General features: G+C 68.7%; 13 protein-coding genes. 8 read left to right on the top strand and 5 right to left on the bottom strand.

Annotation, left to right across the window (positions count from 1 at the left end):
- Positions 1-11 precede the first annotated feature (11 nt).
- Complete coding sequence (locus RIB45_RS03460; protein WP_350048807.1) at positions 12-2,249, bottom strand: primosomal protein N'; 2,238 nt, start codon at positions 2,247-2,249, stop codon at positions 12-14.
- A 115-nt stretch (positions 2,250-2,364) separates the two neighbouring features.
- On the opposite strand from RIB45_RS03460, the gene fsa reads away from it, so the two are divergent.
- The 3 genes from fsa (at position 2,365) to RIB45_RS03445 (ending at position 4,751) form a co-directional block, all read left to right on the top strand.
- Positions 2,365-3,018, top strand: coding sequence for a fructose-6-phosphate aldolase (gene fsa / locus RIB45_RS03455; RefSeq protein ID WP_350048805.1), 654 nt, complete (start codon positions 2,365-2,367; stop codon positions 3,016-3,018).
- Positions 3,019-3,100: 82 nt separating this feature from the next.
- Positions 3,101-3,811 (top strand): DUF484 family protein, encoded by a 711-nt coding sequence (locus RIB45_RS03450; protein ID WP_350048803.1) that lies wholly within the window; start codon positions 3,101-3,103, stop codon positions 3,809-3,811.
- Positions 3,812-3,824: 13 nt separating this feature from the next.
- Positions 3,825-4,751 (top strand): tyrosine recombinase XerC, encoded by a 927-nt coding sequence (locus RIB45_RS03445; protein ID WP_350048801.1) that lies wholly within the window; start codon positions 3,825-3,827, stop codon positions 4,749-4,751.
- 65 nt (positions 4,752-4,816) lie between these two features.
- Here the strand turns inward: RIB45_RS03445 and truA are convergent, their stop codons facing one another.
- The gene (gene truA, locus RIB45_RS03440) at positions 4,817-5,554 is read right to left on the bottom strand and encodes a tRNA pseudouridine(38-40) synthase TruA (RefSeq protein ID WP_350048799.1); all 738 of its coding nucleotides are present in this window, start codon (positions 5,552-5,554) and stop codon (positions 4,817-4,819) included.
- Positions 5,551-6,471: a homoserine O-succinyltransferase gene (locus tag RIB45_RS03435; RefSeq protein WP_350048797.1), complete on the bottom strand. Its 921-nt coding sequence runs from the start codon at positions 6,469-6,471 to the stop codon at positions 5,551-5,553. Before RIB45_RS03435 ends, truA begins: the two co-directional genes overlap by 4 nt.
- Before the next feature lie 234 nt (positions 6,472-6,705).
- Between RIB45_RS03435 and RIB45_RS03430 the strand changes: the two genes are divergently transcribed.
- The 3 genes from RIB45_RS03430 to RIB45_RS03420 are packed head-to-tail and all read left to right on the top strand — an operon-like array spanning position 6,706 to position 9,794.
- On the top strand, positions 6,706-7,611 hold the full coding sequence (locus tag RIB45_RS03430) for a chorismate mutase (protein WP_350048795.1): 906 nt from the start codon (positions 6,706-6,708) through the stop codon (positions 7,609-7,611).
- A 54-nt stretch (positions 7,612-7,665) separates the two neighbouring features.
- Positions 7,666-8,805, top strand: coding sequence for a histidinol-phosphate transaminase (gene hisC / locus RIB45_RS03425; RefSeq protein WP_350048793.1), 1,140 nt, complete (start codon positions 7,666-7,668; stop codon positions 8,803-8,805).
- Positions 8,802-9,794 carry a prephenate/arogenate dehydrogenase family protein gene (locus tag RIB45_RS03420; protein WP_350048791.1) on the top strand — a complete coding sequence of 331 codons (993 nt, stop codon included), beginning with the start codon at positions 8,802-8,804 and terminating at the stop codon, positions 9,792-9,794. The genes hisC and RIB45_RS03420 overlap by 4 nt, the downstream gene beginning before the upstream one ends.
- A gap of 10 nt (positions 9,795-9,804) precedes the next feature.
- On the opposite strand, the gene RIB45_RS03415 is transcribed toward RIB45_RS03420, so the two are convergent.
- The gene (locus RIB45_RS03415) at positions 9,805-10,572 is read right to left on the bottom strand and encodes a hypothetical protein (RefSeq protein ID WP_350048789.1); all 768 of its coding nucleotides are present in this window, start codon (positions 10,570-10,572) and stop codon (positions 9,805-9,807) included.
- Positions 10,544-10,915 carry a DUF4170 domain-containing protein gene (locus RIB45_RS03410; protein WP_350048787.1) on the bottom strand — a complete coding sequence of 124 codons (372 nt, stop codon included), beginning with the start codon at positions 10,913-10,915 and terminating at the stop codon, positions 10,544-10,546. Before RIB45_RS03410 ends, RIB45_RS03415 begins: the two co-directional genes overlap by 29 nt.
- 275 nt (positions 10,916-11,190) lie before the next feature.
- On the opposite strand from RIB45_RS03410, the gene RIB45_RS03405 reads away from it, so the two are divergent.
- Both RIB45_RS03405 and RIB45_RS03400 read left to right on the top strand, forming a co-directional pair.
- Complete coding sequence (locus RIB45_RS03405) at positions 11,191-12,708, top strand: UbiD family decarboxylase (RefSeq protein ID WP_350048785.1); 1,518 nt, start codon at positions 11,191-11,193, stop codon at positions 12,706-12,708.
- Positions 12,709-12,804: 96 nt separating this feature from the next.
- Entirely contained in the window at positions 12,805-13,419 is a 615-nt protein-coding gene (locus RIB45_RS03400) for a PAS domain-containing protein (protein ID WP_350048783.1), read from the top strand.
- Positions 13,420-13,453 lie beyond the last annotated feature (34 nt).

Genomic DNA, 13,453 nt, shown 5'->3' with positions numbered 1-13,453 from the left:
AATCCGGGGGCTTACATGAAGCTGTAGGGATCGACGTCGACATAGACGCGCACCTGGCTCGGCGACTTCAGGCCCGAGAGCCAGTCGCGCAGCGCCTTTTGGACGCTGATCGTGCGGTCGGCCTTCAACAGAAGCCGGCGGCGATAGCGCCCGCGCAGCAGCGCGAGCGGCGGCGGCGCGGGCCCCAGGACCCGCAGCCCCTCCGCCGCCGGCGCGGTGCGGGCGAGGGCCTTCGCCACCTCCTCCACCGGACGCTCCTCCGGCCCCGAGACGATGATCGCCGCCAACCGCCCGAAGGGCGGCCAGCCGCCGGCCGCGCGCTGATCGGCCTCGACGGCCAGGAACCCGTCGCGGTCGCCCGCGGCGATCGCCTGCAGGACGCGCGCGTCGGGATTCGCCGTCTGCAGCAGCACGCGCCCCTTCCGACCGGCGCGACCCGCGCGCCCGGCCACCTGACTCAGGAGTTGGAAGGTGCGCTCCGCCGCGCGCAGATCCCCGCCGGCCAGTCCGAGATCGGCGTCGATCACGCCCACCAGCGTCAGCATCGGGAAGTGATAGCCCTTGGCGACGATTTGGGTGCCGATCACGAGGTTTGTTTCGCCCGACGCCATGCGGTCGACGAAGGCGGCGGCCGCCAACGGCCCCATCAGCGTGTCCGAGGTCGCGATCTCCAGCCTGGCCTGCGGAAACAGGAGCGCCGCCTCCTCCGCGAGACGCTCCACCCCGGGCCCGCAGGGAGCGAGCTGATCTTCCGCGCCGCATTCCGGGCAGTCCTTCGGGGCCGGGATCCAATGGCCGCAATGATGACATTCCAGACGCTTGGAGAAGCGATGCTCCACCAGCCAGGCGTTGCAATTCGGACATTGCAGCCGGTGACCGCAGGCCCGGCACAGCGTCAAGGGCGCATAGCCGCGCCGGTTGAGGAACAGCAACGCCTGCTCTCCCGCTGCGAGGCACCGCTCCAAGGCGGCGCGCAGAGGCGGCGCGATCCAGGCCTGGCGCGCCGGCGGGTCGCGGCGCAGATCGACCATCTCGATCGTCGGCAGGTCGGCGCCGCCGTGACGCTCCGGCAGGTCGATGCGGGCGTAGCGCCCGGCCTCGCAGTTGGCGACCGTCTCCAAGGACGGCGTGGCGGAGGCGAGGACGATCGGAAACCGGCCCAGATGGGCGCGGACCACGGCCATGTCTCGCGCGTGGTAAATGACGCCGTCTTCCTGCTTGTAGCTCTGGTCGTGTTCCTCGTCGACGACGATCAGCCCGAGTTCGGGATAGGGCAGATGCAGGGCCGAGCGCGCGCCGACCACCACCTTGATTCGCCCCTCCGCGACTAACCGCCACGTCGAGCGCCGCTGAGCCGCCGTCAGATCGGAATGCCATTCCGCCGGCGGCGCCCCGAATCGGTCGGCGAAGCGCTCCAACCACTGGGCGCTGAGCGCGATTTCAGGCAGCAGCACCAGCACCTGACGCCCCGCCGCCAGCGCGGCCGCAATCGCCTCGAAATAGACCTCGGTCTTGCCGGACCCCGTCACGCCGTCGATCAAGGTGGCGGAAAATCCGCCCTCGCTCGCCTTCCGGCGCAGGTCGTCCGCCGCCTCGGCTTGCGCCGCGGACAGGCTCGGACCGGGTCGGTGCGCATCGGGCTCCGGCGGCTCCAGATCCTCGCGGATCTGCACCGGAACAAGGACGCCCGCGTCGGCCAGCCCGCGAATGACCCCGGGCGTCACGCCCGTCTCCCGGGCGAGATCGGCCGCGGGCAGGGCGGGGCCGTCGCGCAGGAACTCGACCACCCGCTGGCGCGCGGCCGTCATGCGGAGGGGCGGCGGCTCGTCGGACAGGGCGTAGGCCGTGCGGGTCTTCGGCGGACCCAAGGCCTGCGGCGCGCTCATCGCCATGCGAAGCACCGCGCCGGGCGGGGCGAGCGTGTAGGCGCTGATCCACTCGATCAGCCGCCGGTTCTCCTCGGGCAAGGGCGGAACGGGCAGGATCGCCTCCACCGCCTTCAACTTCTCATCCGGAACGCCGCCCCCGGCTTCGGCGCCGTCCGGGGGATCCCAGACGACGCCGACCATCTCGCGATTGGCGAGCGGCACATGCACGAAGGCTCCGGGCCGGGCGGTCATGTCGTCCGGCAACCGGTAATCGTAGGCGCCGGCCAGCGGCAGCGGCAGCAGCACCTTGACCCGCCGGACGGAAGCGGAGAAAACCGGCGACGTCGCGGCGGGGTCGGACTGTGTCGGGGCGGCGTTCATGGCCCATGCTTCTAGCAGCGATTCCCCGTCGTGAGCGAGCGGGAGAATCGGCTTATCGTCCCTTCGCCTTCGCTGCGCCGACGCCGGCCCAGCATCAAGCCCGAGGATCGAGACCATGAAATTCTTCATCGACACCGCGGATCTCGACGAGATCCGCGATCTCGCCGCCACCGGCATGGTCGACGGCGTGACGACCAATCCCTCGCTGGTCGCCAAGACCGGCCGCAGTTTTCTTGAGGTGGTCGAAGAGATCGCCGGGATCGTCCCCGGTCCGGTCAGCGCCGAATGCGTCGCGACCGACCATGAGACGATGCTGAAGGAAGGCGAGAAGCTGGCCAAGATCGCGTCCAACATCGCGGTCAAGGTGCCGCTGACGGTCGACGGCCTGAAGACCTGCAAGGCGCTCAGCGATCAGGGCGTGATGGTCAACGTCACCTTATGTTTCTCGCCGGCGCAGGCCTTGCTGGCGGCCAAGGCGGGCGCGGCCTTCATCTCGCCTTTCGTCGGCCGGCTCGACGACATCGGCCAGGACGGGATGGAGTTGATCGGCGACATCGTGCAGATCTACTCGAACTACGATTTCGACACGGAGGTGCTGGTCGCCTCCGTGCGCGGACCGCAGCATGTCGTGACCGCCGCCAAGATGGGCGCCGACGTCGCCACCGTGCCGCCCAAGGTGCTGCGCCAGCTGTTCGACCATCCGCTGACCGACAAGGGCCTCGACGCCTTCCTGGCCGACTGGGGAAAGACGGGGCAGAGCATTCTCTGAGCCGCTTTTTTCGTTCGGACCGCGGCCGAATCGCGCTACCGATGGCGTCACCACCGTCGAGTCGCGCCCTGGGGGACGAGCCATGAGCCAGAAGCCGAAGACCGACAGCGCGGCGGCCGAGCCGACGCCAGAGCAGGTGGCCGACTATCTGCGGCGCCATCCGGATTTCCTGGTCAAGCGCCCGGACCTCTTGAGCGTGCTGGACGCGCCCGGGCGCCGCGACATGGGCGACGGCGTCGCCGACTTCCAAGCCGCCATGATCCGCCGGCTGCGCCGCCAGATGGAGGACGCCACCGAAGTCGCGCAGGAGCTGATCGACACCAGCCGCGACAATCTGACCAGCACGACGCGCATCCATGACGGCGTGCTGGCGCTGCTCGCCGCAAGCTCCTTCGAGAAGCTCATCGAAGCGGTTCACAGCGATCTCGCCATGATCCTCGACATGGACGCCGTCGCGCTGTGCGTGGAGAGCAAGGAGGCGGAGGCCTTCCCGGTGCGCGCGGTGACGCTGGTCCCGCCCGGTTTCGTCGACCGCCAGATCGGCCGCGATCGCGACCTGCTGCTGCGCGACGACGTCTCAGGCGACCCGGAGATCTTCGAGAGCGCCGCCCCGCTGATCCGGTCCGACGCGCTGGTGCGCCTCAAGATCTCGGACCATGCGCCGCCGGCGCTGCTCGCCTTCGGGAGCCGGGAGGTCGGCAAATTCCATCCCGGCCAGGCGACCGAGCTCATTCAGTTCCTCTCCCAGGTTCTGGCCGAGTTGATCCGGCTGTGGCTCGACCTGCCGGAGTGAGGGGCGTCCGCCCATGCTCGACGCGGCAGACGATCTGCAGGCCGCCTTCGCCGACTTCCAGGCCTGGCTCAGAGACGAGCGGCGGGCGAGCCCCAAGACCGGCGAGGCCTACGGGCGCGACCTGTCCCAGTTCTTCCGGTTTCTGACCGACTACGAAGGCGCGCCGCCGAGCCTCGAAAGCTTGGCGCGCCTGGAGCCGCGGGCCTTTCGCGCCTGGCTGGCCGAGCGTGCGGACAAGGGCGTCTCCGCGGCGAGCCGCGCGCGCCAGCTCTCGGCGCTGCGCAGCTTCTTCGCCTGGACCGCCAAGACCGGGCGCTGCCGCTGCGAGGCGATCCAGCTGATCCGCAGCCCCAAAGTGACCCCGCCGGCGCCGAAACCCCTCTCCGCCCCCGATGCGGAAACCGCGGTCGAAGCGTTCGCCGATTTCGCGCGGGAGCCCTGGGTGGGCAAACGCGACGTCGCGATCGCGACGCTGCTCTACGGCTGCGGTCTGCGCATCGCGGAGGCGCTGGCGCTCGACGTCCGCGACGCCCCACGGGGCGATCAGATGACGGTCCTCGGCAAGGGGTCCAAGGAGCGGATGGTCCCCGTCCTGCCGGCCGTGCGTCAGGCGATCTCGGCCTATCTGGCGGCGTGCCCTCATCCGGCGACGCCGGAACGCGCGCTGTTCGTAGGCGTGCGCGGCGGGCGGCTAGACTCGGGCCAGGTGCGCGCCGCGATGCGCCAGGTGCGCCGAGCGCTGGGCCTGCCCGAAAGCGCCAGCCCGCACGCCCTGCGCCACAGCTTCGCCACCCACCTCTTGGGGGCCGGCGGCGACCTGCGCGCGATCCAAGAGCTGCTCGGCCACAGCTCGCTTTCCACCACCCAGCGTTACACTGAAGTGGACGCGGAACAGCTGATCCGCGAATACGCCAAGGCGCATCCGCGCTACAATCGCTGAGGGAGGCCGCGGGCGTCCCGCCCGCCTGATCAAGGCCTGTCCGAGGCGCCTCTCGCGCGTGCGCCTCAGTACGCGACGCGGGTCAGATAAAGTCCGGCCGCGGGCGCCGTCGGGCCAGCCTGAGCGCGCTCGCAGGCGTCGAGAATCCGGCTGACGTCCTCAGGCGTCCAGGCGCCTTCGCCGACGCGCTTAAGCGTTCCGGCGAAGTTGCGCACCTGGTGATGGAGGAAGCTGCGCGCCTCGACGATCAGCTCGATCGTCTCGCCGTTGCGCCGCACGTCCAGACGGTCCAGCGTCTTCACCGGGCTGTCCGCCTGACATTCGGCCGCGCGGAAGCTGGTGAAGTCGTGACGCCCGATCAGCCGGTCGGCGGCCGCCTGCATCGCGCCCTCGTCAAGCCGCCGGCCGACCCACCAAACGCGTCCCTTCGCCAGCGTCGGCGGCGCGCGCCGGTTCAGAATGCGGTAGAGATAGGCGCGGCCGACGGCCGAGAAGCGCGCGTGGAAATCCGCGTCGACCGCCTCCGCCCGCAGCACCGCGACCGGCTGGCGGCCCAGATGATGGTTGATCGCATCGCGCACCGTGTCGGCGTCGACCGGCTTCTCGATGTCGACATGAGCGACCTGACCCAGCGCATGAACGCCGGAATCGGTGCGGCCGGCTCCCTGCACGACGGCGCGCTCCTGAGTGAAGGCCGTCACCGCCTCCTCAAGCGCCTGCTGGACGCTCGGCCCCGTCTCCTGGCGCTGCCAGCCGACGAAGGGGCCCCCGTCATATTCGACCGTCAGCTTCCAACGGGTCATCGCGTCCCGATCAGGCTCTCATCGAAGGGCGTGTTCTGATAGGTCTGGTTGATCCAATTCGCGATGAAGAGGTGACCGTGGCTGCGCCAAACGTTGCGCGGCTCGCGCGCGGGATCGTCGCCGGGATAATAATATTTCGGCAGGTCGATCGGCTTGCCCTCGCCGAGGTCGCGCTCGTACTCGTCGCCCAACGTCCGGGCGTCGTACTCCAGATGGTTCAGCATATAGATCTGGCGGCGCGGACGATCTTCGGCCATGCAAAGGCCGGCCTCCTCGGAATCGAGGAGGATCTCGACCCCCTCCAGCGCCTCGAGATCGGCGCGCCGCGTCTCGGTGTGGCGCGATACCGGGATCGAAACCTCGTCGCAGAAGCCGCGCATCAACGGCGCGGTCGACGCCTCGACCCGATGCGGATAGACGCCGAACATTTTGCGCGGCAGCTCGTACTTCTCCACGCCGTGGAAGTGCTTCAACGCGGCCTGGGCGCCCCAACAGATGTCCAGGGTGGAGGTGACGTTGGTCTGCGTCCAGTCAAAGATTCGACACAACTCGTCCCAGTACTTCACCTCTTCGAAGGGCAGCGTCTCGACCGGCGCGCCGGTTACGATGAAGCCGTCGAACTTCTGATCCCGAACCTCGTCCCAGGGGCGGTAGAAATTCGAGAGATGATGGCGCGAGACGTTTCCCGGCACGTAAGAGCCGGTGGTGACCAGCGTCAGTTCGATCTGAAGGGGCGTCGCCCCGATCAGGCGCGCGATCTGCGTTTCGGTCTTCTGCTTCTGCGGCATCAGGTTCAGGAGACCGATGCGCAGCGGCCGGATGTCCTGGCGGATCGCGTCCGCCTCGGACATCACCACCATGCCTTCGGCTTCGAGATTCTGGCGGGCGGGCAGGTCGTCGGGAATCTTGATCGGCATCGGCTTCTACTTCCGTCGCTTCAGGTCTGAAAAGCGGGACCCCGAACAGCGTGGACGCCGCTAAGTAATGCAAATGACGCGGTTTCGCCAGACGCAATCTCGTGAGGCGGCGTGAGCCGCGCTCGGACGCGCGACTTGGGCTTTGCACTCCCGCCTCGCAAGCGCTAACTCAAGGGGCCGCAAGACCGAGGGCCCGCCGCGCGAACCCGGGCCCGGCGGGGGAGGACCGTCGCGATGACCAAGACGCCGCGCGATCTGGAGGCGTTGCGCCGCGAGATCGACGCCATTGACGATCAGATCCACGATCTGATCCTGAAGCGCTGGGAGACCGTGCGCCATGTGGCCGAGGCCAAGGGGCCGGGCTCGGGTCTTCCGGTCAGGCCGGCGCGCGAGGCGGCGATGCTCCGCCGCTTGGCGGCGCGCCATAAAGGCCCCTTCCCCTTCGCGGCCCTGGCGCGCATGTGGCACGAGATGATCGCCGCCTTCACCATGCTGCAGGCGGAGTATTCGGTCGCCGTCTACGCCAACGCGCGCGAACATGCGCTGTGGGATCTGGCCCGCGACCAGTTCGGCAGCCAGACGCCCATGCGCGCCTACGCCTCGAAGCGCGACGCGCTGGCCCAGCTGTTCGAAGGCCGACACGACGTCGCCGTCCTGCCGCTGCCGCGCGACGGGGAGGAGAACCCTTGGTGGACGGCGCTCGCCGCGCCCGATGCGCCGAAGGTGGTGATGCGCATTCCCTTCGCCGGCGTCGGCAGCGTGCGCGGGCCGATGCGCGACGCCCTGGCGGTCGCGCGCCTGACGCTGGAGCCGACCGGCAGCGACCGCACCCTGGTGGTGGTCGAGACCAGAGAGCCGCTGAGCCGCACCGGCTTGAACGCCATCCTGCAGCGCGCCAAGTTGTCGCCGCGCTTCACCGTGTCGGCGCATAAGGACCAGGGCTGGTATCATCTGGTCGAGCTGGGCGACTTCGTCGCGTCTGACGACCGGCGCCTCGAACTCATCGAAGTGCGCGACGCGGTCGTCGGCGTCTCCATCATCGGCGCCTACGCCGAGGTGCTGGGACCGGAAGACGGCGCGAGCCGACCGCCGACGGACGATCCGCCGGCTGACGACCCGCCGGAAGACGCCGCCGGTTGACGCCAGCCGATCCGTCGAAGCTCAGTCACCCGTCCGAAAAAAGGCCGATCCGCCATGACAAGCCCGTCCGACGCCCCCTCACCCGCCGCCGATCAGCCGCTGTCCGGGCGGCCGGTCCCACGCCCCGGCGTGATGGACGCGCCGCTTTACGTACCCGGCACGCATAAGGCGGGCGACGACCCGGCGATTCTGTCGGCGAACGAAAATCCGCTGGGCTGCAGCCCCGCCGCGATAGACGCCTTCAAGTCGGTCGGCGACAGCCTGCATCGCTATCCCGAGGGCGGCTCGGTCGATCTGCGCGAGGCGATCGGCGTGATCCACGGGCTCGACCCGGCGCGGATCGTCTGCGGCGCGGGCTCGGACGAATTGATCACGCTGTTGGTGCGCGCCTACGCCGGGCCGGAGGACGAGGTGCTCTACAGCCGGCACGGCTTCCTGATGTATCCGATCACGGCGCGCACGGTCGGCGCGACGCCGGTCGCCGCGCCGGAGCGCGACCTGAGCACGGACGTCGACCAACTGCTGGCGCACGTCACCGAGCGCACGAAGATCGTCTTCGTCGCCAATCCCAACAACCCGACCGGCAGCTGGATTCCGGAAAGCGAGCTGAAGCGCTTGCGCGACGGCTTGCCCGATCACGTGTTGTTGGTGATCGACAGCGCCTACGCCGAATACGTTGCGGCCGACGGCTACGGCGACGGACGCGCGCTGGTCGATGCGGGCGAGAATGTGGTGATGACCCGCACCTTCTCGAAAATCTACGGGCTGGCGGCGCTGCGGCTCGGCTGGGGCTATATGCCGGCCGGCGTCGTCGATGTGTTGAACCGGCTGCGCAGCCCCTTCAACATCAACGCCGCCGCGCAGGCCGCCGGCGTCGCGGCGGTGCGCGATCAGGATTTCGTCGCGCGCTCGGTCGCCGAAAACGCCGAGCAGCTGCGCCGGCTGCAGCAGTCGCTGCAACAGCTGGGGCTGGAGACGCCGCCGTCCGTATGCAATTTCACGCTGGCCGGCTTCACCGACGAGGAGACCGCCGCCGCCGCCAACGCCTGGCTGCTGGAACGCGGCGTGATCGTGCGCGCGATGGGCGCCTACGGCCTGCCGCGCCATCTGCGCGTCACGGTCGGGACGAAGGATGAGGTCACGCGGCTGCTGGACGCCTTGGCCGATTTCATGAAGGAGCGGGGCGGAGCATGAGCGACGGCGAAAGCGAAAATGAAGGCGCGTCGAAGGCGCCGCTTTACGACAAGGTCGCGCTGATCGGCCTGGGGTTGATCGGCTCCTCGCTCGCCCGCGCGATCAAGCGCGGGGCGCTGGCCGGCCGGATAGACGGGCACGCGCGCTCGGAGCGCACCCGCGATCTGTCGATGAAGCTGGGGTTTCTCGATCAGGTGCACGCGCGCGCCGAGGACGCGGTCAAGGACGCCGATCTGGTGGTGATTTGCACCCCGCTCGGCGCCTATGAGGCGGTGCTCGAGGTGATCGGGCCGCATGTGAAGCCCGGCGCGACGGTGACGGACGTCGGCTCCTGCAAGGGCGCGGTTGCGGACGGCTTCGCCCGTCATCTGGGGCCGGGCGTCCACGGCGTACCGGGCCACCCGGTCGCCGGCACCGAGAATTCCGGCCCCGACGCTGGCTTCGCCGAACTGTTCGAGAATCGCTACTGCATCCTGACGCCGACGCCGGAGACCGACCGCGCGGCGTTGGAGCGGCTCTCGACCCTTTGGCGCGCCGTCGGCTCGATCGTCGAGCTGATGGACGCACGCCACCACGACCGGGTGCTGGCGATCACCAGCCACCTGCCGCACCTGATCGCCTACACCATCGTCGGCACGGCCTCGGACCTCGAAAGCCAGCTGAAACGCGAGAAAGCCGATCAGGCCGCGATCGTCGAGACGCAGGAGGTGATCAAATACTCCGCCGGCGGCTTCCGCGACTTCACCCGCATCGCCGGCTCAGACCCCGTGATGTGGCGCGACGTCTTCACCCAGAACCGCGAGGCGGTCCTGGAGATGCTGGGCCGTTTCCAGGAGGATCTGGTGGCGCTCCAGCGCGCGATCCGCTGGGGCGAGGCCGACAAGCTCGAGGATTGGTTCACCCGCACCCGCGAGATCCGCCGCGGCGTGGTGGAGCTGCGCCAAGCCGGCCGCTTCTCGCCGACGGAAGGGGACGAGGCGAAGGACTAGACGCCCGCCCCTACCCCTCCTCGATGATCCGATAGGGATGCTGCAGCGGGACCGCGTCTTCGGCGATGCGCTCTGTCACGCCGCGGCGGTAGGCCGCGTCCTGCACCAGCTTCACCACGAAGGAGTCGGGATCGAGCGCCGAGGCGCCGACCCGCGCGCGGACATGCTCCAGCGCGTCGCCTGTCCGGGCCGCCGCAAAGCGACGGCCCGTCGCCGGCACGTCCGCCAAGGCCAACGGCTTGCCCTGATGCAGATAATGGCCGCGAGTGGAGACGTAGGCGTAGGCCGAGCGCTCGACCCGCCCGTCCTCCATCTGCAGCTTCACACCCGGCAGTTCGGCGTAATGGTAGTTGGCCGCGCCGCGCTCGGTCTCATGCATGATGGCGAGCTGTTCGTCGTCGAGCCAGGTGACCCAGATCTCCGCCGCCGTCCCGGGCGAGGCCTGAAGCATCGCAGGGGCCGCGCCGTAGCTTGTGATGTGCGCGGAATAGACCACGTCGAAATGGTGCAGGCGCGCGCGCTGCACCGGGATGACGTGATGGGCGGCGTGGCCGAACTTCTGTTTGAGGCGTTCCGGCGCGCGGTTGGAGCCGATGGCGAGGACCGGCGTGCGCCCGTCGCGCGCGGCCGCATCGAAGGCGCGGATCCCGTCCTCGGCGTAGAGATAGGAGTGTTCCGGCGCAGCGTAGGGGTAATTGCGCGCGCGATGGAGCAGATGCGCCAGCGCGGCTTCGTCCCCGCTTGCGCCGTCACTGCTGGTCGATGCGGTATCGGACATAGGCGTCGTCGATCGCGGCCATGCTTTTCTGTTTCCAGACCCGCTCGGCCTCCTCGTAGCTCGCATACGGGCCGAGGCGTTCTTCGGTGCCGGGCTTGATCGCCTGGAAGTCGGTGTCGGTGTACTCGCCGCCGACCACGAAGAACTGGTCGTGCTTCTCCCGCTCGATATGGAACCGGGCGTAGGCTTCGTCCACGGTCTCCATCGCCTTGGCGCGCCAGACGGCCTTGGCCTCGTCATAGGTCGAGAAGGGGCCGAGCCGCGTCTCCTTCGTCCCCGGTTCGAGCTCGGAGAAGCTGGTGTCGGTGTAAATCCCGCCGGCCACCCAGTACTGTTCCGCCATCTCTCACATCCTCGTTCAAGCGCCTCCCTCTCCCTTCATGGGAGAGGGTCGGGGAGAGGGTGGGCGCCGCAAGGCGCGTGAAAATCCCGGCGCAGAACGCCGGGTCGATTTCCGGCTCGGAAATCGCACCCCCTTCCAACCTCCCCCCACGAAGGGGGAGGCGATGGGCACCCGTTCTATCCCGACGCCCGGCCGAAGTCCAAGGCCCGATCCGCCTTGCCCGGGCGTGCGTAACGGGATAGGCGAAGTGACCGGCGCGACGAACGGGGAGCCCGATGCCCTACACATCCTTACGCGACTTCATGGACCGCCTGGAGCGGGAGGGCCGTCTTGTGCGGGTCTCGCATCCCGTCTCGACGGTCCTGGAGATGACGGAGATCCAGACGCGCCTGCTGGCCGAGCGCGGGCCGGCGGTGCTGTTCGAGAAGCCGGTGCGCGCGGACGGCGCGGCCTCCGACATCCCGGTGCTGGTGAACCTGTTCGGCTCGGTCGAGCGGGTCGCCTGGGGCATGGAGCGCGAACCGCACCAGCTACGCGAGGTGGGTGAGACGCTCGCCTTCCTGCGTCAGCCGGAGCCGCCGGGCGGCTTCCGCGAGGCGTGGGACATGCTGCCCTTGCTCAAGACCGTGATGGCGATGAAGCCTCGTACGACGCGCACCGCGCCTGTGCATGAAGTGGTCCTAAAGGGCGACGACGTCGACCTGAACCGACTGCCGGTGCAGACCTGCTGGCCGGGGGAGCCCGCGCCGCTGATCACTTGGCCGCTGGTGGTGACGCGCGGGCCGGATCCGAAAGGCGACAAGCAGGACGCCTTTAATCTCGGCATCTACCGCATGCAGGTGACAGGGCGGGACACGACCCTGATGCGGTGGCTCAAGCATCGCGGCGGGGCGCAGCACTATCGGCGCTGGAAGGAAAGCCGGCCGGAGCCGCTGCCGGCGGCGGCCGTCCTCGGCGCCGATCCCGGCACGATCCTGGCCGCGGTGACGCCGGTCCCCGATACGCTTAGCGAGTACCAATTCGCCGGCCTGCTGCGCGGGCGCAAGGTCGATCTGGTCGACTGCAAGACGGTGCCGCTGAAGGTCCCGGCCGAGGCCGAGATCGTGATCGAAGGCCACGTCATGCTGGACGAGCACGGCGAGGAAGGACCCTACGGCGACCACACCGGCTACTACAATTCGGTGGAATCCTTCCCGGTCTTCCGGGTTAGTGCGATCACGATGCGCAAGAAGCCGATCTATCTCTCAACCTTCACCGGCCGGCCGCCGGACGAGCCCTCGATCCTGGGCGAGGCGTTGAACGAGGTCTTCATCCCTCTCCTGCAGCAGCAATTCCCCGAGATCGTCGATTTCTGGCTGCCCCCGGAAGGGTGCAGCTACCGCGTCGCCGTGATCTCGATGAAGAAAGCCTATCCCGGCCACGCTAAACGGGTGATGCTGGGCGCGTGGTCCTATCTGCGCCAGTTCATGTACACCAAATGGGTGATCGTCGTGGACGACGACGTCGACGCACGCAGTTGGGACGACGTGATCTGGGCGATGTCGACGCGCATGGACCCGGCGCGCGACATCACGGTGATCGAGAATACGCCGATCGACTATCTGGATTTCGCGAGCCCTGAAAGCGGACTCGGCTCAAAGATCGGCCTCGACGCCACCAACAAACAGCCGCCCGAGACGAAACGCGAATGGGGCGAGAAGATCCGCATGGACCAGGACGTGGTCGACAAGATCGACCGCATCTGGGGCGATCTCGGTCTGCCGGGCTCAGGAGCCAAGATCTGGCGCGATTGAGTCGGCGACGACCTACAACCCAGACGCAGCCATTGCGCTTATTCATCGGTCCGCTTAAACTCCGACGCGAACCAGGAGGGGGTTCGGTGGGGAGCCGTGATCTATCAACTGGACGCTGTCGCTGAGGGGGTCTTCGCCCCGTTGGTCGCCTGTTGGCGGGCTATGCGGCGCGAGGGCGAACGGCTGCCGGATCGCGCGGCGCTGACGCCGGCGCGCCTCGGACCGATTCTCGATTACGTGCATTTCTTGGAGTGGGTGGATCCGCCGGACGACATCCGCTACCGCGTGTCCGGCGCGGCGGAGCTTGCGCGTCTGGGGTCCGCCTCGCTCGGCGAGAATTATATCGACCATCTCGACGAGCACGCCGCCGACTATTGCCGACGCTGGCTGCATCGGCTCAACAGCCATCCCTGCGGCACGCTGATCGCCTCGGAGGAGTACGGCCGCGACGGGCGGGTCCGCATGACCCGCTACCTGACCCTGCCGATGCTCTGCGGCGAGCGCGGGCGCCTTCAAGTAATGAGCCAAGTCGACACGCGCGAGGAAGTGGGCGTTTTCGGGCCCGAGGTTATGTGCGCGCTGAGCTGGCGCGATCGGTTGACCGAACTCACCCCGGTCGATCTCGGATTCGGCGTTCCCGCAGGGTTCGAGCCCTTCGCGCCCGCGGAGCCGTTAAGCGCTGCGACCGGGAGCGCCGCAGCGCCGCCCTGACCGCTGCGGGTCGCGTCCAAGACGACCGCGATTC

The organism is Marivibrio sp. (genome assembly GCF_040218065.1).
Classification (GTDB): domain Bacteria; phylum Pseudomonadota; class Alphaproteobacteria; order UBA8366; family Aestuariispiraceae; genus Marivibrio.
The sequence above is the reverse complement of the archived record's forward strand: the minus strand, read 5'-3'. Positions and strand labels throughout refer to the sequence as shown.

Excerpts from the sequence above, each read along its gene's own strand:
- RIB45_RS03460 (WP_350048807.1), bottom strand. The coding sequence starts at position 2,249 with ATGAACGCCGCCCCGACACAGTCCGACCCCGCCGCGACGTCGCCGGTT.
- fsa (WP_350048805.1), top strand. The coding sequence starts at position 2,365 with ATGAAATTCTTCATCGACACCGCGGATCTCGACGAGATCCGCGATCTC.
- RIB45_RS03450 (WP_350048803.1), top strand. The coding sequence starts at position 3,101 with ATGAGCCAGAAGCCGAAGACCGACAGCGCGGCGGCCGAGCCGACGCCA.
- RIB45_RS03445 (WP_350048801.1), top strand. The coding sequence starts at position 3,825 with ATGCTCGACGCGGCAGACGATCTGCAGGCCGCCTTCGCCGACTTCCAG.
- truA (WP_350048799.1), bottom strand. The coding sequence starts at position 5,554 with ATGACCCGTTGGAAGCTGACGGTCGAATATGACGGGGGCCCCTTCGTC.
- RIB45_RS03435 (WP_350048797.1), bottom strand. The coding sequence starts at position 6,471 with ATGCCGATCAAGATTCCCGACGACCTGCCCGCCCGCCAGAATCTCGAA.
- RIB45_RS03430 (WP_350048795.1), top strand. The coding sequence starts at position 6,706 with ATGACCAAGACGCCGCGCGATCTGGAGGCGTTGCGCCGCGAGATCGAC.
- hisC (WP_350048793.1), top strand. The coding sequence starts at position 7,666 with ATGACAAGCCCGTCCGACGCCCCCTCACCCGCCGCCGATCAGCCGCTG.
- RIB45_RS03420 (WP_350048791.1), top strand. The coding sequence starts at position 8,802 with ATGAGCGACGGCGAAAGCGAAAATGAAGGCGCGTCGAAGGCGCCGCTT.
- RIB45_RS03415 (WP_350048789.1), bottom strand. The coding sequence starts at position 10,572 with ATGTCCGATACCGCATCGACCAGCAGTGACGGCGCAAGCGGGGACGAA.
- RIB45_RS03410 (WP_350048787.1), bottom strand. The coding sequence starts at position 10,915 with ATGGCGGAACAGTACTGGGTGGCCGGCGGGATTTACACCGACACCAGC.
- RIB45_RS03405 (WP_350048785.1), top strand. The coding sequence starts at position 11,191 with ATGCCCTACACATCCTTACGCGACTTCATGGACCGCCTGGAGCGGGAG.